This is a genomic window from Paenibacillus soyae (assembly GCF_024623455.1).
In the GTDB taxonomy this organism is placed as follows: domain Bacteria; phylum Bacillota; class Bacilli; order Paenibacillales; family Paenibacillaceae; genus Pristimantibacillus; species Pristimantibacillus soyae.
On the sequence record NZ_JANIPJ010000001.1, the window covers coordinates 289,650 to 307,373 of the forward strand.

Consider the following 17,724-nt stretch of genomic DNA (forward strand, 5'->3'; position numbering starts at 1 on the left):
AGAGGGCGATGAAGTTGACCGCGGAACGGATACCGAAAATCATCCATTATTGCTGGTTCGGCAGGGGAGAGAAGCCGAAGATCATGACAAATTGCATCAAGAGCTGGAACAAGCATCTGGCGGACTACAAGTTTGTGGAATGGAACGAAGATAACTTCGACATCGGCAGTAACCGTTATGTCCAGGAAGCCTATGAGGCTCGCAAATTTGCCTTCGTTAGCGATTATGTCAGGCTTTACGCGCTTTACCATCACGGCGGGATTTATCTCGATACGGACGTGGAGGTACTGAAAACATTAAATCCATTGCTCCATCATGACGCGTTCACGGGCTTCGAGGACGAACGTTACCTGCAATCCGGAACGATGGGGGCTATGCCGAAGCATCCTTGGATCGCCATGCTGCTGGAGGATTACGAGGACCGGGTGTTCAAGAAGCCAGACGGTACCTATGATACGACGACCAACACGGCCGTTATCTCCAAACTATGCGAGGCGGAAGGCCTCAACTTGAACGGTACGCAACAGACGTTGAAAAACGGCGTCGTATTTTACCCGAGACAATATTTCAGTCCTTACGATTATATCAATGGAGGCAATTATATAACGGGCGAAAGCTATACCATCCATCACTTTGCCCAGTCCTGGCTGCCCCTCCACGTAAGAGTGAAGAGCAACATGAAACGTATGGCAAGTAAAGTCGTCGGTCCAAGGGTCATCTCGCGGATGAGGAAGCTGTTGGCTCCGAACTCTTAAGAAGGCCAAAAGAGAGAAATAGGGGATAGAATCATGCTGAAACGTTTATTCGATTTGTCCGTTGCCATTATACTTCTACTCGTGACTTTTCCTGTTATGATCATCGTCTGGCTCCTCGTGCGATTCAAGCTGGGGACGCCCGTTCTGTTCAAGCAAAAGCGGCCGGGTTTGCACGGCAAACCTTTTTATTTGTTCAAATTCCGCACCATGACCGATGAGCGGGACGCGAACGACGACCTGTTATCCGATCATCTTCGGCTCACCCCGTTTGGCATTCTGCTTCGCAAGACCAGCCTCGACGAGCTTCCGCAGCTCTTGAATGTCCTAAGAGGTGACATCAGCTTAGTCGGTCCCCGCCCGCTCCTTATGGATTACCTGACCCTATATACCGAAGAACAATCGAAGCGTCATCTGGTAAAACCGGGGATCACAGGTTGGGCGCAAGTGAACGGAAGAAATGCGGTGACATGGGAAGAACGATTCGAGCGGGATGTCTGGTATGTGAAGAACCAGAGCTTCTTGCTCGATATGAAAATATTGTTCATGACGCTCAAAAAAGTGGTGACCTCTGATGGAGTAAGTAACGGAGCCCATATAACGATGCCCGTGTTCGAAGGGACGACTCGCAATCAGGAAGGATGAGGTTTTACATGTCAGCGCAGCAAGCTAAACGGAACAAAATCTATCTATCTCCGCCGCACATGAGCGGTAACGAGCAGCAATATATAAACGAAGCGTTCGAGACGAATTGGATTGCCCCTATCGGTCCCCATGTCGACGCTTTCGAAACCGAGCTCGCAAGCTATGCCGGTTCGCGCGGCGCGGCGGCGGTAAGCTCGGGAACGGCGGCCATTCATCTCGCTCTGAAGCTTCTGGGAGTCGGCGAAGGAGATCGGGTTATCTGCCAAAGCTTTACGTTTGTTGCGACCGCCAATCCGATCCGTTATTTAGGCGCGGAGCCGGTCTTCGTCGATTCGGAGCCCGAAACCTGGAATATGTCGCCTGAAGCACTGGGCCGAGCGCTTGAAGAAGCGGCGTCGAGCGGATCTTTGCCGAAAGCCGTGCTCGTTGTTCATCTGTACGGCGGCATGGCCAAAATGGAAGAAATAATAGGATTATGCGAAAAATACGGGGTGCCTCTAGTCGAGGATGCCGCCGAATCATTAGGCTCCACCTATAGGGGACGCCAAAGCGGCACATTCGGGAAGTTCGGGGTATTCTCGTTCAACGGCAATAAGATCATAACAACTTCCGGCGGAGGCATGCTGATATCGGATGATACCGAGGCTCTTGGCAAGGCGAAGTTTCTGGCGACGCAAGGCAGGGATGCCGCCCGTCATTACCAGCACAGCCAAATGGGCTACAACTATAGAATGAGCAACCTGCTGGCAGGCGTAGGAAGAGCGCAGCTGGAAGTGCTGGAGGAGAGAGTAGCTGCCAGACGGAACGTATTCCGTCGTTATTCCGAAGCTCTTGGCGGGATGGATGGCATTGAATTCATGCCCGAACTTCCGGGAACGCGATCGAATCGTTGGTTAACCGCTATGACGATTAATCGCGGGGAAACGGAGCAGCTTCGCGACTGCCTGCTGGCGGAATTGGAAAATGCGAACATTGAAGCTCGTCCGTTATGGAAGCCGTTACATCTCCAGCCCTTGTTCGAAGGGACTACCTTCTTCGCGCATTTCATTGATGGCACGGCCGTGTGCGAGGAGCTGTTCGGCAGAGGCCTATGCCTACCTTCCGGTTCTTCGCTGACGGAGGAGGAGCAGGACCGTGTGATCGATATTGTTCAAGCTATTTTCGCTTCACCGTTTGCTCAGGAATCCATAAGTTTGCGATAATACCGGTCTACAGGTATCGCTCGCCGTGTTCTCTCTCCCGTACGGGTTTAGCCGGCGTGCCAAATGCGACGGTATTGGAAGGGATGGACCGAATGACGGTGGAGCCGGCGCCGACGACGCAATGTTCGCCAACCGTCACACTATGGATAAGGACGGCGCCGATGGCAATAGCCGAAAAGTCGCCGACGGTAACATTTCCGCCTGAAACGGATCTTGGCGCCCAGCTGACGAATCGGCCGATCCGGCAGTCATGATCGATGGAGGCTCCCGGGTACATAATGCCATGTTCACCTAATTCGGCGTCGCTGCCCAGAACGGCGCCAGCCATAATGACCGAGCCTGCGCCTATGCGGGCTCCTCTTGCTATATGGGCAGCCGGATGAATGGCCGAGACAAACGGCAGATCGGGTGCAAGAGAACGAATAGCATCTGCCACTTGGCTTCTCCGCCAATTATCGCCGATCGCGACGATGGCGCCTTCTATCTCGCCGGCGCGATCGGCCAACCATTCTTCATTCCCTAGAACCTCGTAACCATATATGACCGAGCCGGCAGGCTTGCCACCGTCCAGAAGTCCGGCAATCCGGTAAAGCCCTTGCTTTTCCAATGTATCGATTACGGTTTTGGCATGGCCGCCGGCTCCGAATACGATAATGTTCTTCACCATAAATCAGCTCCTGCTGTTCGAAATAAGGAACAGCTTTATTCTAGCATAAGGGCGTGCAAATGTTGATCATCCCGCGATTATATTGTTATTGAAAAAGATGTCGGAAATCAATTGACAGAACAAAATCGGGATGATACTCTTTATCTGTGTTCGTTTTATAGAACGAAATTATAAATTTGTTCGTTATTTGCTTATGCGAATGAAGGAGATCGTCATGATAAGTGATGTTAGCTTCCATATCGGGAATTTTTCGCAGGAACTTCGCCTTTTGCTTGCCATGTTAGAAATGGAAGAAGGGTCGGAGCTGACCTTTGAGCAATGGGAATTGCTTCAGGAAATCGACTGGCATGCTTTTATAGAATTGGCTAGGCACCACCGAGTCTTTCCGACGATTCACCTGAAGCTGCAGGAATTGAAGACGCCGCATATTCCTTTGTTCGTCTCCGGCATGTTTCAAAGAGACTACTATCGCAATACGCTTCAAATGCTAGCGTTAAGCGGCGAAATGGAGCAATTGTCGAGCCGGTTTGCGGATAAGGATATTCGGGCGTTGTTCTTAAAGGGGCCGGTCATTGCGGCGGACCTATATGGAGACGTTTCGTTACGCACTTCATGCGATCTTGATTTGCTGGTTCCGATGGGTCAACTCGAAACGACGGAAGAGCTGCTAATAAGCTTGGGATACGAGAAGGACGATTATATCTCTTCCGTGCTGAACGACTGGAAATGGCGTCATCACCATCTGACTTTTCATCATCCGTCCAAAGGCATCAAGGTGGAGGTGCATTGGAGGCTCAATCCTGCCCCTTCCAAGGAACCTAGCTTTGACGAGCTGTGGAGCCGTAAGCGCAAGAGCTCGCTGATTAGCCGGCCGATTTATTATTTAGGCAGGGAGGATTTGTTCCTGTTTCTGGTTTCCCACGGAGCTAGACATGGCTGGTCCCGGCTGCGCTGGCTGCTCGATATTAAGAAGCTGATGAATCAGCGTGTAGATTGGCCGAGGCTGACGCACCTGTTGAAAAAACATCATTATCATAACATTGGCGGGCAGGCCTTGTTCCTTGCCGCCAGGCTGTTAGCCGCTCCTCTGAAGGAGGAGATGCGGCCCCTGCTTGCCTCGAGGAAAGCGGAATGGCTGGCCGAAGATACGCTGTTCTACATACAACGCATGGTTAATCTTCATACGCCGCCATTGCCGAAGGATGTCGAACGCTATCATCGACAATATTTGTTCGCGTTAATGTCGAAACGGCAGAAGCTGCAGTATATGGCTAGCTTTCTATATCCATTCCCGGAGGATGCCAGGACGCTTCCTCTTCCCAAACGGCTTCATTTTCTCTATTTTCCGCTGAGGCCGCTGCTTTGGGCTTGGCGGAAAACGAGAAGGCTGCCTGTTTGATAGGATGCAAATGAGGGAGATCGGAATGACTAAACTACTAATTTCTTCTTTCGATATGGAAGTTGGCGGCGTTGAAAGAAGCCTTGCAGGCATGCTGAATCAATTCGATTACGACAATCATCAAGTCGACCTGCTGCTTTACCGCCATCAGGGAGATTTTATGGGCTTGCTGCCTGACCGCGCGAACCTTCTGGCTGAGGTTGCTCAATATGCTACCTTTCGTTATTCGATCGCGGAGACTTTTCGAAGCAAGCATTACGGAATAGGCGTGACGAGGCTTTTATCGAAAATAATCTCGGGCATCTACGGGAAGCTGCGGAGCATAAGCGAGATAGGATATATCCAACAACAATTCATGTGGAAGCTCGCGCTGCCTTTCCTTCCGAAGCTCAATCTTGAATACGACGTCGCCATCAGTTATTTATGGCCCCATTACTTTGTGGCGGAGAAAGTGAAAGCCAAGCGAAAAATCGCCTGGATTCATACCGATTATTCCACGGTGGATACGGACATTAAGATGGACTTGCGAATGTGGCAATCGTTCGACACGATCATCGCCGTTTCCGATGCATGCAGGGATGCCTTCTTGGCCAAGTACGGATCCTTAGCAGACCGGGTGAAAGTGGTAGAGAATATCGTATCCCCGGAGAGTATTCAATCACAGGCATCGACAGCGGAAATGGTTAATCCCATGCGAACGGACAGCCGGTTTAAGCTGTTGACGGTCGCGAGACTGTCGCATGCCAAAGGCATCGATCAAGCCGTTCTTGCCCTAAAAACGCTGAGGGAGCGCGGCTATGGCCGTATCGCTTGGTACGTGGTTGGGTATGGAGGAGACGAAGCGGAGATCAGGCGGCTGATCGCGGAGCACAATTTGACCGATCACTTCATATTGCTCGGCAAACAAACGAATCCCTATCCTTTTATGGAGGCGTGCGATCTTTATGTGCAGCCTTCACGCTACGAGGGTAAGGCGGTCACCGTCACAGAGGCGCAAATTTTGGGGAAACCTGTTCTGATTACGAATTATACGACCGCTGCTAGTCAAGTGAATCATGGGGTGGACGGTTATATCGCCGAGCTGTCCGTTGAAGGGCTGGCGGACGGTATTGAAGAGCTTTATTCAAACGATGCTGTCCGACATGGATTGGCTCAGTATTGCGGGGCGCACTCCTTCCATAATCGAGATGAGCTAAGGAAGCTGTATGAACTGATGGGCTCAAAGAGAAAGGAGTACGCCTCATGATTAAGGTCAGCATCGTGATCCCGGTCTATAATGCAGCCGATTATTTGCCTAGATGCATCGACTCGCTTACGTCCCAGACGCTTCAAGAATGCGAGTTTATATTCGTGAACGATGGGTCCATGGACGAAAGCCGTGCCATTATCGAACAGCGCCGGCAGGACGACGAACGAATCATCCTGATCAATCAGGCGAATCAAGGCGTCAGTGTCGCCAGAAATAGCGGCTTGAAAGCGGCAAGAGGCGAATATATCGGGTTTGTCGACGCTGACGATTATGTCGAGCGGGAGATGTATGAACGTCTCTATCGGACAGCGGCGGATCGGAATTGCGATGCGGTTTTTTCCAATTTGCTAAGCGAGCTGAGTGGAGCCTTAATCGAGACCAAACATCCGTTGCCTCAAGACGCGGATCTCGAAAAACCTTATATTCTTGAGCATGTGCTGCCCTTGTTCTTGAAAACGGAGGAATTGAATTCGGCATGCAACAAGCTGTATCGACGCTCGTTGATTAAAGAGCATGGCATCGAATTCCCCAGGGGCGTAGCCCTAGGCGAGGATGGCATGTTCAATGTGCTTTTTTTGAGCCATGCGCATCGTATTCGATACCTCGACTATGCAGGTTACCGCTATTGCGAGGCGATCGGAAGCGCGACGCGCAACGCTTCGGGCAAAGATTACTTCGCACGGGCGTTGGAGGTCTTCCTTACGCCTCCCCCGCACATATACGACGAATTATTGGGTAAGGAAGAGATCCTCTCCCTGAAAAGCACTAAGCTTATCCACAGTGTTATGGCTAACATTCATATCTATTTGGACAAGGGGAACGGAATGGGTTTGGCGTCGAGACTATCCTACGTAAGCAGCATGGTCAGCCATCGAGAGGTGCAAAGAGCGCTGCCTTACTATTTGAAAGAACGCGTTTCCAGCCTTGGCAGATATGATAAAACTATTCTGTTATTCATGCAGCGGCGTTTTGTTTGGGGATTGTATCTCGTTACAGGCTACAGCAGATTTAGAAATCGAAAGAGTCGGAGGGTATTGGCATGAAAATATTAATGTTCGCCCATGACGGGAGCTTAAACCGGGGATGCGAAGCGATCGTTCGGTCTTCCGCTTCCCTCTTGAAAGACAAAATAAAAGAATCCAAAGTATATCTAGCATCCGGCAGGCCGGAGACGGACAAAGTCATACCGCTGCTTGATGGGATTTATGACGGATCTTCGATGCCTATTCACCGTTTTTCGTTCGACTGGTTCATCTCGTCTCTCCGCGTCAAGCTGTTCCGCGACGAGTCGTACGCGTTAGGCCGGATTCATCAAAATATAATCAAACATATCGACGACGTAGACGTCTGCATGTCCATCGGCGGGGATAATTACTGTTACGGGGAGCAGCCAGGCTGGTACGAAATCGACCGCAGGGTGAAGGCCAAAGGAAAGAAACTCGTTCTCTGGGGCTGTTCGATCGGCGAGGAGGATATGTCGGAGCAGAAGCTGGCGGATTTGCGGACATTCGATCTGATCTTGACTCGCGAGACGTTGACCTATGAAATGCTCAAAGGAAAAGGGCTTCAAAATATCAAGCTTGTAGCCGATCCCGCCTTTACGATGGAGAAGGAGGAGCTGGCGCTTCCGAAAGGCTGGCAGCAAGGGAATACGATCGGGATTAACTATAGCCCTCTTGTCTGGAAGAAGAATCCGGAATCCAAAACGGCCGTCATCCGCCTTATTCAGCATATTATCGATACAACGGATATGACGATTGCGTTAACGCCTCATGTCATTGATCAAGGCAATAATGATTATGCCATTCTGAAGGAATTATTCGAAACGTTCAGGCATACCGGAAGAGTCATTCTATTGCCGGATGATTTGACAGCCACGCAATACAAAGGCTACATCGCTAGAATGCGGTTCTTCATCGGGGCGAGGACGCACGCGACAATAGCGGCATACTCCAATTGCGTTCCTACGATGGTACTAGGGTACAGCGTCAAATCCAAAGGCATTGCAAAGGATTTGTTCGGGGAAGTGAAGCTGGTACTGGATATTAAGGAACTGTCCGATTCCAAAAAGCTTCTTGGCGCGTTCCGTGAGTTGGTAAGCGAGGAGGAGAGCATTCGGAACCGTCTTCGCAACGTGCTCCCCTCTATCCAGACGAAGTCCCGCCAAGCCGCCCAATATATTAAAGAACTGGTTTGAGGTGTTCTATGAAGCAAAACTTATTGTTCGTCATGCCAAGCTTGGACGCTGGGGGAGGGGAGAGAAGTCTCGTTAATCTTCTCTCTCACATCGACTACGATAGGTTTAACGTGGATTTGTTTTTATTAAGCCATAAAGGTCTTTTTTTGGAGCTATTGCCTAAAGAAGTGAACGTGCTTCCCTTGCCGCAAAGCTTCCAGACGTTCAGCTTATCGCTGACATCGTCTCTCAAAAGGTTCCTCTCTCATGGCCAGCCTCATCTGGCCATTAGCCGTCTCCTGTATGCGCTGCGCAATCGTTCCTTGCAAAATATTGCGAGACGGGAGCAAGCCAGCTGGCAGTATCTAGCTAACGCGCTCGAGCAGCTGAACAAAAAATACGATGCGGCCATTGGCTATTTGGAAAAAACGTCGATTTATTTTTGCGTGGATAAAGTGATCGCCTCCAATAAAATCGGCTGGGTGCATACCGATTACGACAAAATGGGAATGGATCCGGAATTCGATCGCAAATATTTCGAGCAGCTGGATCATATCATTACGGTTTCCGAAGAATGCGCGAATGTTCTCAAAGGCAGATTCCCAGCTCAGGAACCCAAAGTTCAAGTGATTTACAATATTGTGTCTCCAACGTTAATCAAAAAAATGGCTGCCGTCGAGAAAAATGATGTCTACTCCCGGGTAAAGGATCAGATCGTTATTTTATCCATAGGCAGGCTGCATCCCGATAAAAACTTTGGACTAGCCATATCGGCTTGCAAGTTGCTGCTTGATCAAGGCTATGACGTCCAATGGAATATTATTGGCGAAGGAGAAGAGCGGGAAGAGCTGCAGAAACGGATTAGCGAAGAGGGGATAGGAGCTCACTTTAAATTGCTGGGGCTTAAATCGAATCCTTATCCCTATCTGCAGCAAGCGGATATCTACGTACAGACTTCCTGCTACGAGGGAAAGTCAATAGCCATCGATGAAGCAAAGATTCTTCATAAGCCTATCGTCATTACGAACTTTAGCACGGCGAGAGATCAGATTACCGATGGAGTAGATGGTCTAATCGCGGAGATGAACCCCTTGGGGCTGTCCGAAGCCGTGGCAGCCATCATCGAGGATCAACGGTTAAAAAAACGATTGTCCGAACAATTATCAATATTGAATCTTGGAACGGAGTCCGAAATACATAAACTATATCAGGTCATTGGTTAGGGGAAGCCATGGAGAAGAAAAAGTTATTATTCGTCATGAACCATTTGCATTGCGGCGGCGCGGAAAAGGCTTTGGTTTCGCTGCTTCAAACCATCGACTACTCCCGTTTTGAGGTCGATCTCTTGCTTTTCAAGCGGGAAGGGATGTTTTTTGATCAGATTCCCGGACAAGTAAATATACTGGAGGAGCCCAAGGCCTATAATTACTTCGACATGCCATTGAAGAATGCTTTGACGGAGTGTTTAAAGCAAAAAAAATGGGGCTTGGCTCTTGCAAGGCTAAATGCCGGAATCGTATTCCGATATGAGAAAAACGCCGCAAGACGTGAACAATTGGCATGGAGGTTCTTGGGTTACGGATTGCCTAACGCACCGAAAACCTATGATGCGGCGATTGGTTATTTGGAAAAAAATCCAGTGTATTATTGTATTGATAAAGTAAGCGCAGGCAAAAAAATTGGGTTCATCCATAATGATTATGAACAGCTAGGAATGGACCGTCATTTGGATGTTAAACCTTTCAAAAAACTGGATTATTTAATGACCGTGTCGAATGAATGTGGAGCCGTACTGGAGAAGGTTTTTCCGGAGTACCGGCACAAAGTGAGAGTCATGCACAATATCATATCGCCAGCTGCCATTGCGAAATTGGCCTTCACCTCCGTTCCGCCGCTTCCCCAACAATCGCAGATTACGATCGTTTCCGTCGGTAGGCTGGCTCCGCAGAAGGGTTTTGATATGGCGATCGAAGCGTGCCGGATATTGGTCGATAAGGGGATGGACGTCGTTTGGTATGTTATTGGTGAAGGGACGGAACGCCCACATCTGGAACAAATGATCTCGGAAAAGAACCTCGAAAACCGGTTTGTTCTCTTAGGCCTCCGCGATAACCCGTATACGTATGTTGCAATGGCCGATATATATGTTCAGCCTTCCCGCTTCGAAGGGAAATCCATTGCTGTCGATGAAGCGAAGATCCTTCACAAACCGATTGTCGTATCCAATTTTACTACGGCGGCCGACCAGATTACCCATGAGCGGAACGGTTTGATCGCCGAAATCCATGCTGAAGCGATCTCTAGTCAAATCGAACGATTTATCCATGATGCTGCTCTTCGCAGGAGATGCATTGAGGTGTTGCAAGGCGAAACGCACGGGACTGAGCACGAGATTCATAAGTTTTATGAGCTGTTGGCTTAAAAAATGGAGGAGAACTAAATGCTAGTGTGGATAAGCATGGCGATATTGCTGCTCATTTTAGCTATCATAATAATTGATGCAATTCCAATTTTTAGGGATTGGTTCGGTCGAATTCGGATAGGTCGGTTTAAACAAAAACAAGAGTGGAGCAATGCTATTACCGAAACAGGAATTAAGTGGCTCAATCATACGCCTACTATTAAACTTACAGATCAGTCACGGCTTATCATAATTGATATGTTAAGAGGTAACTATACACGAAAGGCGATACAACATTGGCAAGAAGCAGCTCTGTTACTTGGACTCTCCGAATACTTGAAGGCCAACTCAAATGAAATGTTGATAAAAGAAATCGAGAAATACCTTCAGGCTCATTTTAAGCCGAGCGGAAATTGGAAGGTGCAACCTAAGGTTATAGATGTTGGAATACTTGCATATGGCATGATGAAATTGCCGTTCAATATGGAAAAGCGTTATAAACCTGCTTTCGATGAAGTGTGGCGATTAATTCAATCACATATCGGAGAAGATGGGACCGTTGCATATCGTAAGCATATGGGGGATTATCGATATGTAGATACTATTGGATTCATTTGCCCTTTTTTAATAAGATATGGGATTCAGTTTGATAATGAAGAGTGTATAATGTTGGCGGTGAAGCAGTTGGAATCCTATGAGAAATATGGTATGCTCACAAATTATTATTTACCTGGTCATGCTTATCATATCAAGAACGGTGTTCCGGCCGGACTTGTTGGTTGGGGGAGAGGGCTCGGTTGGTATGCGATCGGACTTATTGATTCTTGGATGGAGCTGCCTGAATCTCATTACGCTAAGGCAATCCTTCAAGAGATGGTACGTAAATTCTCTATTACTGTATTACGATATCAACAAGCATCTGGATGTTGGAATTGGTCGGTTAATCGGAGTGAATCCCGTTCGGATTCCTCGACTACGGCTACACTAGGATGGTTCTTGTCTCAAGCATCGCTTATACCTGATCTAAAAGATAGTTGTAGCGAGGGTGTAAGGAAAGCTTCAGAGTATTTGATGAAGGTAACAAGACGAGATGGTTCAGTTGACTTCTCGCAAGGCGACACCAAAGATCTAGGTGTCTATTCCATGCATTTTAGCATCTTACCGTTTACACAAGGTTTCTCAATCAGATTAGCAAACGTGTGCTAATTAATCGAGGTGCGAGATGATAGGGAGAATTTTGAATTTTGCCAGATCAAGAATCAGAAAATGGTTACTAGAGGAGAAGTGGCTCGAAGACTATATTCGATTAGGGATGAAGGTAGGGGAAGGTTGTTCTATACAGCCAGGCGTCGTATTTGATTATTCTCATTGTTGGTTAATCGAGATCGGCAATAGTGTTACGATTGCCCCCGAGGCATATTTGTTGGCTCATGATGCAAGCAGCAAAAGCTTAGTTGGGTTCACCAAAATAGGTAGAGTTGTTATTGAAGATAATGCATTCATCGGAGCGAGAGCAATAATTATGCCAGGTGTAACTGTAGGTGAAGGAGCAATTGTAGCTGCAGGTAGTGTAGTCACAAAATCCGTACCGGCAGGTGCGATAGTCGGTGGAAACCCTGCAAAAGTGATCACCCTATTATCTGATTATAAGGATAAACTTCTTACATCCGTAAATACTTCCCCTCAATTTGATTTAGCCTATACTTTGTCACAATGCCCTACATTGGAAAAAAAGCAAGAAATGATTACAAAGCTTCAAAATAATATGGGTTATATTGTATAGCGACTATGTTTTGAGAAGAGTGAGCACTGATGAGAGTTAAACATTCGATGATAAATGTCGCAACAGGAATAGGCAGTCAACTTATAATTACACTACTAAGCTTCATTTCCAGGACTGTGTTTATAGCTATCCTTGGGGTGGAGTATCTTGGGATTAATGGTCTATTTACAAATATACTCGGGATGCTCGCGCTGGCGGAAGCAGGTATTGGTACAAGCATCATTTATGCGCTATACAAGCCTGTAGCCGAAGGAGACCACGAAAAAGTTAAGTCGCTAATGAGGTTATACCGAAATTCATTCCGAATTATCGCGGTAGTAGTATTAGTACTAGGATTATCGCTTACACCGTTTTTATCATGGATTACTGGCCAGACAAACGTTGATAACGTAACAACAATTTATCTTATCTTTGTGGTGAATTCTGCAGTATCTTATTTATTTACCTATAAAATATCGATGTTGAACGTAAATCAAAAGACGTATATAAACACAATTACGTTTTCTATCTCATCCATAATTAGCACTTGCCTAAAAATCGGTATCCTTTACCTTACAGAAAATTTCATTTTATATTTGCTAATTGAAGTATTTGTTACAATTGCTACCTCGTTATTTCTTGCTGCAAAGGTAGACCGTATGTATCCTTTTCTTAAGGCAAAGAATGTGCAGAAGTTGGATGTTGAAACAAAGTCCACTATTGTTAGAAACATAAAGGCTGCTATCTTACAGCACATAGGGAACTATATTGTTTTCGGTACAGACAATATAATCATTGCCAGTTTCGTCAGCGTCATAGCAGTCGGTATTTATTCCAATTATTATATGTTCATCAACATTTGCAGAACGTTTATTAATCAGGTCTTTGATAACGTTCTCCATAGCCTAGGCAATCTTATCGCAAAAGAAAGCAAGGATCGCGTTTACGAAGTGTTCCGTACGACGATGCTTTTTAATTTTTGGATTTACGCCTTATTGGGGACTGTTCTATACACGATTTTGGATCATCTCATCTTGGTCTGGCTAGGTGCCGAATTTTTACTAAGCAAAGCCGTACTTATTATTGTGTTAATTAACTTTTATGTTACGGGAATGCGGCGATCTATCAATATGGTGAAATCAACCTCGGGCATTTTTCACGAGGACCGATTTGCACCGATAGTTGAAGCGGCTATTAACCTTGTGATTTCAATCGCACTCGTTAAGCAGTTTGGCATAGCCGGCGTGTTTTTCGGTACGCTGATCAGCACCCTTTCCGTGCCATTTTGGGTTTCTCCTTATTTGGTATTTAAAAAAGTATTTAAGCTGCCGCTTTTGCGGTATTTTAAAACTTATACATTATACGCATGTATTGGATTTGCTGTCGTCATGTTAACCGATATGATATGTGGAATCCTGCCTGAATCTGGCCTTCTTCCATTGCTCGGAAAGACGACAATCTCTTTGCTTGTTCCAAATTTGATACTCGTGACTCTTTTCTACCGGACACCTGAATACCAATATCTATACCGCATCGGATTGGCGTTGCTAGCGAAGATGATGGGTAAGTTTGGAATTCGAACAAAAAAGGCTGCCCTCGAAAGTTAAGACTAACGAGGATGCAGCCTTTTCTTTTTGAAAATCTAGCTGATTGGAGCGTACGGCCTAAACTGAGCCAGTACTCCTGATTCCTGCCAAGTCACTCCATTATCACTGACCGTCCCTCTTGAAGTGTTTGGCCATGGCGGTTGAGTGCTTCCCGTTGTTCCGGATGTCCGGGCTTCATATACTCTGCCGCCAGCGTTGATTTGATCGCCGATCCGAACCGCTGTAGAGGCTCTCCATGGCGTTGCGCTCGCGAATCCTTGGGTCGTGCATATCCAGCCGGCGTAGCCTCCTGCAACAGGAGCGGCGTTACCATAAGTGTCACCTTTAAACCAATAGCCGGTAGAAGGAGGTGCCAATCCTTCGATGGCTGGATCGTAATCTACATAGCGGCCTGCTTCTCCAGACGGCAATACCATGTTCAAATACTGATTCCGGGCGTTCACGAAGACTCTGATCGACGTTTTTTTGGTCTGTTCATAGAAGTTAGGAAGAACAAGTGGAGTAGCGCCAGTATAAGTGATCTCATTGTTTTTCAGGAAAATACTTACGGTGTTGGCAGAGAGGTAAACATTGTTTACAAAATATCCGAAAGCAGCATTGTTGATTTGAATGGAGCTGTTATTAACTTCGATCCAACCATGTCCGGAATTGGATTCGTTAAGAATTAAATAGGACGATGTCGTTAACACGATTTCACTTTCCGTGACGGTAGTCGTTGCACTTTGATCGGGAGTGTTAATATTTCCGATCTTCAGAATGGAGTCGGTTAATTTGCTCAACCGAATATCCACATGCCGTTGCTTCATTAAATAAACGCGATTGCTAAGGATACTGTTCGTGAATTTGCAATCTCTGATCATCACGGACTCCGACTTGGTCGTTTGGTTTCTCGTTTCTAATCGGGCATGAATGTTGCTAAAGACACTTCCGATGTGTTCATACACTCTTAAATACGCTTCTCTCTGAGCGACCAATCCAATAAATATGCATGATTCGATTCGATTGGCGGTGACAAAAGGTATCCCGGAGAAATTGCCGGTCCAGAAGAAACGATTACCGCGGCATATTTGTTTTTCATCATCTTGCATAAAGAACGTATTAACGTCAATTAGAGTGTTGCGTTCAAACCAGACTTCGTATCCGACTCCGTTTAACGACTGGGTAGTTACGTAAGCTAATATATTATTTTCGATATAGACGACTGCCGTTGAAAGATTTGCCGTCATTAAACCTATTCCCGTCTGACAGCGGTACATTTGATTCTGCGTAATATGAACGGACTGCATGATGTAAATATTGACGGCTATGCCAGTCAGGTTATAGAAAAGATTGTTATGAATTTCGGCGGACCAGCATCCGATCAGAATACCGTGATTTACATTATAGAACAAATTGTTCCGAATGATAGAATGATCACCATAGGCGTCTTCCTGGTTAATACCGTAACGAGTAGAATCTGGAAATAGCGGCTTCCTGTCGAGTAGCCCCGTCCCATCATGGATGCTGTTATTTTGAACAACGTTATAATTGCCGCCGAGCATAATTCCACCGCGGTGTGTGTTATAAATTTCATTATTTTCAATCGTATTGTAATGGGGAGTTAGTCCATACTTTAACGTAATTTGCATGTTTTTGAAGGCATTCGTTTCATTGCGGAAGAGCAGCCTGAACTTGCGGGCATCAGGTGGTATTGAGATTGGAGTGTAGATTCTTTTGTTGGAATAGCGCGATAAATATTCGTTATTGGCATTGTAATAAATAACATCGACTTCTTTTACGTTAAGCGCCGTTAGGCGGGTATATCCTGCTCCTGCAATTAGGAAACTGTCATAGGAAGTAGTTGGAAGATTAATAAATTGTGACACCATCGATTGATTCGTCGGAGGAATCAACACTCCCGCAGCATCAACTTCATTCGCAGTTAATCCTAAGGAAAACTCGGCATATTCGGATGCGGCGGTATTATTGATTGAAATTCCGTCACCCATATAGCTGCTGATCGTGCAATGACTAACGGTGCAAAATGCGGTGCTTCTAGCTAATTGAATGCCGTGCGTCCATTCTACCTTCGCTTCGGCGGCATTCGAGAAGCTGCGATCGGCCTTGCAGCCGATAAGAGTTAGGTTCTTGACGTGGGAATGTTTTGCGTCTTGGAATTGTAAGCTGATTCCGTCCGGTGTACCCGAATACGATCCGGGGAAGTTATAATAATCCGTCGCGTTAGCCCGCGAATCGAACGGCGATTTTTGGTCCGAATCATAGATAACCTTCAAGGTTGAACCGTTAAAGTCAAAAGTAAAATAGTCGTAGGTGATCAGAATCGGATTTGGATAACAGATGGCGTAGGGGCCTTGAGGCAAGATGACTTCTTTGTAGCCGTTTTCAACCGCCCATTTCATCGCGTTATTGATCCCGAGCACATTCGCGTTCGCCATTTGGAAATCCGACGCGGTATACGGTTTGTCCGGCAATCCCGCCTGAATTCCCCATCGGGATAATTCAATCGTATAAGCATAACCGTTAGCGCTCAAGCTGCCTGTGCCGGCAGGCCCCTGCGGCCCCTGCGGCCCGGGCGGACCTGCTGGCCCTGCCGGTCCTTGCGGTCCTGCAGGACCCTGAGCTCCCGTGGCCCCCTTCAGCCCCTGCGGCCCGGCCGGTCCTTGAGGACCAACCGGCCCCTGTGGCCCTGCTGGTCCAGCGGGACCCGGTGTCGTGCCGACGCCTTCCGGCAGCGCTGAAGCTCTTATTCTATTTGTTGTAGGATCATAGATTTGACCAATTGCCGCCTGTATTTCAGAATCATCGTATACTTGAATCTGTTGCCCGTTTAAAATGAGATAGCCATTAACATTTTCAGCCATAAAACCACCTCAATTCTAATATTTATCAATATGTACTAACATATGTCTGAAGTTATAAATGCGTATGTGCGAGTACCCGTTCAGAAGATCGATCACTATTCCGGTAAAAATGAATGGAGTCATTGAATGAAAAAGATACTAATTGTCCTACTAGCATTCATAATTGCCGCAACTACCGCTTATTTTACCTGGAGTTTCAACGATGAAAAACTGATGGATATTAGAATAAATTATGAAGGAGATAGTCCATCGGTGTACGTATTATCTTTATCGCAATCCGGGAAGTTAAAAGTGTTTCTTGGACAAGGCGGACATAGAGGCTATTATCGGGACAGATGGTTAGAGGAAGTGCACCAAAAAGAAGAAGTTATGATTCCTGAAGAAGATTTAAAGATGATAAAAACAAAAGCGAACCAAGCCTTCTGGCAAGATTGGTTTATCTCTGACGGCTCCTGGAAAGCGGATGTGGATGGTAACGCGTACTTTACAGTCTTAATAAACGGAAAGCGTTATAGAAGCTTTGATCATACTCATACAAATAGCGAAGTTTTTGAGCTTATTCAAATTATAAAAGAGTTTTCTCCAATGCATATTGGCGCGGACGAAATCTACAATTTCTTATAACGAGGAGGTGGTAAGTATCAAGCGAACCGTTTATACGATTGTCATGTTTTTATTGCTAACCGTAATTTTTGAGATCGTCAGGGCGTTGATAAACCCGCTTTCGGCTTCTGATGTTCAGTTAAAAAGGGAATTATTGAACCAAACACCTGTAGGGACATCGATGGATGAAGTTGTACGATATATTGAATCAAAAGGTGAGTGGGAGATATGGTACATCAATCATGAACATGGGGTTACTCCCCCAGGTAAACCTTCGTATGTAGAAGTAGGAGTTAAGTCTATTCGCGTCCATATAGGGCAATACAGTAGTTTACCCAATTTATACTTTACTACATCGGTAACAGTCTTCTATGGCTTTAATGAGAGGTCCGAATTAGTA

15 protein-coding genes are annotated in these 17,724 nt (G+C 46.5%); 13 read left to right on the forward strand and 2 right to left on the reverse strand.

Going from position 1 to position 17,724, the window contains the following annotated elements; translation table 11 throughout:
• Window positions 1-8 precede the first annotated feature (8 nt).
• Genes NQZ67_RS01295 through NQZ67_RS01305 form a run of 3 tightly spaced genes read left to right on the forward strand, consistent with a single transcriptional unit; the run spans window position 9 to window position 2,599 of the window.
• Window positions 9-755, forward strand: coding sequence for a glycosyltransferase family 32 protein (locus tag NQZ67_RS01295; RefSeq protein ID WP_257442038.1), 747 nt, complete (start codon window positions 9-11; stop codon window positions 753-755).
• A gap of 36 nt (window positions 756-791) precedes the next feature.
• Window positions 792-1,397 carry a sugar transferase gene (locus NQZ67_RS01300; protein WP_306812659.1) on the forward strand — a complete coding sequence of 202 codons (606 nt, stop codon included), beginning with the start codon at window positions 792-794 and terminating at the stop codon, window positions 1,395-1,397.
• Window positions 1,398-1,405: 8 nt separating this feature from the next.
• Window positions 1,406-2,599, forward strand: coding sequence for a DegT/DnrJ/EryC1/StrS family aminotransferase (locus NQZ67_RS01305; protein WP_257442040.1), 1,194 nt, complete (start codon window positions 1,406-1,408; stop codon window positions 2,597-2,599).
• Between the two features lie 7 nt (window positions 2,600-2,606).
• Here NQZ67_RS01305 and NQZ67_RS01310 read toward each other — a convergent pair whose 3' ends face one another.
• On the reverse strand, window positions 2,607-3,266 hold the full coding sequence (locus NQZ67_RS01310; protein WP_257442041.1) for an acetyltransferase: 660 nt from the start codon (window positions 3,264-3,266) through the stop codon (window positions 2,607-2,609).
• A gap of 214 nt (window positions 3,267-3,480) precedes the next feature.
• Here NQZ67_RS01310 and NQZ67_RS01315 point away from each other — a divergent pair, with 214 nt between their 5' ends.
• The 9 genes from NQZ67_RS01315 to NQZ67_RS01355 are packed head-to-tail and all read left to right on the forward strand — an operon-like array spanning window position 3,481 to window position 13,860.
• Entirely contained in the window at window positions 3,481-4,665 is a 1,185-nt protein-coding gene (locus tag NQZ67_RS01315; protein ID WP_257442042.1) for a nucleotidyltransferase domain-containing protein, read from the forward strand.
• Between the two features lie 25 nt (window positions 4,666-4,690).
• Complete coding sequence (locus tag NQZ67_RS01320; RefSeq protein ID WP_257442043.1) at window positions 4,691-5,911, forward strand: glycosyltransferase; 1,221 nt, start codon at window positions 4,691-4,693, stop codon at window positions 5,909-5,911.
• Window positions 5,908-6,957, forward strand: a complete 1,050-nt coding sequence (locus tag NQZ67_RS01325) for a glycosyltransferase (RefSeq protein WP_257442045.1) — start codon at window positions 5,908-5,910, stop codon at window positions 6,955-6,957. The genes NQZ67_RS01320 and NQZ67_RS01325 overlap by 4 nt, the downstream gene beginning before the upstream one ends.
• A complete protein-coding gene (locus NQZ67_RS01330; RefSeq protein ID WP_257442046.1) occupies window positions 6,954-8,111 on the forward strand; it encodes a polysaccharide pyruvyl transferase family protein in 1,158 nt (385 codons plus the stop codon). The genes NQZ67_RS01325 and NQZ67_RS01330 overlap by 4 nt, the downstream gene beginning before the upstream one ends.
• 8 nt (window positions 8,112-8,119) lie before the next feature.
• Entirely contained in the window at window positions 8,120-9,313 is a 1,194-nt protein-coding gene (locus NQZ67_RS01335; RefSeq protein WP_257442047.1) for a glycosyltransferase, read from the forward strand.
• A gap of 8 nt (window positions 9,314-9,321) precedes the next feature.
• Window positions 9,322-10,512, forward strand: coding sequence for a glycosyltransferase (locus NQZ67_RS01340; RefSeq protein WP_257442048.1), 1,191 nt, complete (start codon window positions 9,322-9,324; stop codon window positions 10,510-10,512).
• A gap of 18 nt (window positions 10,513-10,530) precedes the next feature.
• Window positions 10,531-11,697, forward strand: coding sequence for a glycoside hydrolase family 88 protein (locus NQZ67_RS01345; protein WP_257442049.1), 1,167 nt, complete (start codon window positions 10,531-10,533; stop codon window positions 11,695-11,697).
• A gap of 16 nt (window positions 11,698-11,713) precedes the next feature.
• Entirely contained in the window at window positions 11,714-12,274 is a 561-nt protein-coding gene (locus NQZ67_RS01350) for an acyltransferase (RefSeq protein ID WP_257442050.1), read from the forward strand.
• Window positions 12,275-12,303: 29 nt separating this feature from the next.
• Window positions 12,304-13,860 carry a lipopolysaccharide biosynthesis protein gene (locus NQZ67_RS01355; protein WP_257442051.1) on the forward strand — a complete coding sequence of 519 codons (1,557 nt, stop codon included), beginning with the start codon at window positions 12,304-12,306 and terminating at the stop codon, window positions 13,858-13,860.
• A 35-nt stretch (window positions 13,861-13,895) separates the two neighbouring features.
• On the opposite strand, the gene NQZ67_RS30265 is transcribed toward NQZ67_RS01355, so the two are convergent.
• Window positions 13,896-16,721: a right-handed parallel beta-helix repeat-containing protein gene (locus tag NQZ67_RS30265; protein ID WP_306812643.1), complete on the reverse strand. Its 2,826-nt coding sequence runs from the start codon at window positions 16,719-16,721 to the stop codon at window positions 13,896-13,898.
• A 126-nt stretch (window positions 16,722-16,847) separates the two neighbouring features.
• Here NQZ67_RS30265 and NQZ67_RS01365 point away from each other — a divergent pair, with 126 nt between their 5' ends.
• Window positions 16,848-17,345: a hypothetical protein gene (locus NQZ67_RS01365; protein ID WP_257442052.1), complete on the forward strand. Its 498-nt coding sequence runs from the start codon at window positions 16,848-16,850 to the stop codon at window positions 17,343-17,345.
• The last annotated feature ends 379 nt before the right edge of the window (window positions 17,346-17,724 follow it).

Bases quoted from the DNA above. Each gene is read 5' to 3' on its own strand.
- NQZ67_RS01295 (WP_257442038.1), top strand. From the start codon at position 9: ATGAAGTTGACCGCGGAACGGATACCGAAAATCATCCATTATTGCTGG.
- NQZ67_RS01305 (WP_257442040.1), top strand. From the start codon at position 1,406: ATGTCAGCGCAGCAAGCTAAACGGAACAAAATCTATCTATCTCCGCCG.
- NQZ67_RS01310 (WP_257442041.1), bottom strand. From the start codon at position 3,266: ATGGTGAAGAACATTATCGTATTCGGAGCCGGCGGCCATGCCAAAACC.
- NQZ67_RS01315 (WP_257442042.1), top strand. From the start codon at position 3,481: ATGATAAGTGATGTTAGCTTCCATATCGGGAATTTTTCGCAGGAACTT.
- NQZ67_RS01320 (WP_257442043.1), top strand. From the start codon at position 4,691: ATGACTAAACTACTAATTTCTTCTTTCGATATGGAAGTTGGCGGCGTT.
- NQZ67_RS01325 (WP_257442045.1), top strand. From the start codon at position 5,908: ATGATTAAGGTCAGCATCGTGATCCCGGTCTATAATGCAGCCGATTAT.
- NQZ67_RS01330 (WP_257442046.1), top strand. From the start codon at position 6,954: ATGAAAATATTAATGTTCGCCCATGACGGGAGCTTAAACCGGGGATGC.
- NQZ67_RS01335 (WP_257442047.1), top strand. From the start codon at position 8,120: ATGAAGCAAAACTTATTGTTCGTCATGCCAAGCTTGGACGCTGGGGGA.
- NQZ67_RS01340 (WP_257442048.1), top strand. From the start codon at position 9,322: ATGGAGAAGAAAAAGTTATTATTCGTCATGAACCATTTGCATTGCGGC.
- NQZ67_RS01345 (WP_257442049.1), top strand. From the start codon at position 10,531: ATGCTAGTGTGGATAAGCATGGCGATATTGCTGCTCATTTTAGCTATC.
- NQZ67_RS01350 (WP_257442050.1), top strand. From the start codon at position 11,714: ATGATAGGGAGAATTTTGAATTTTGCCAGATCAAGAATCAGAAAATGG.
- NQZ67_RS01355 (WP_257442051.1), top strand. From the start codon at position 12,304: ATGAGAGTTAAACATTCGATGATAAATGTCGCAACAGGAATAGGCAGT.
- NQZ67_RS30265 (WP_306812643.1), bottom strand. From the start codon at position 16,721: ATGGCTGAAAATGTTAATGGCTATCTCATTTTAAACGGGCAACAGATT.
- NQZ67_RS01365 (WP_257442052.1), top strand. From the start codon at position 16,848: ATGAAAAAGATACTAATTGTCCTACTAGCATTCATAATTGCCGCAACT.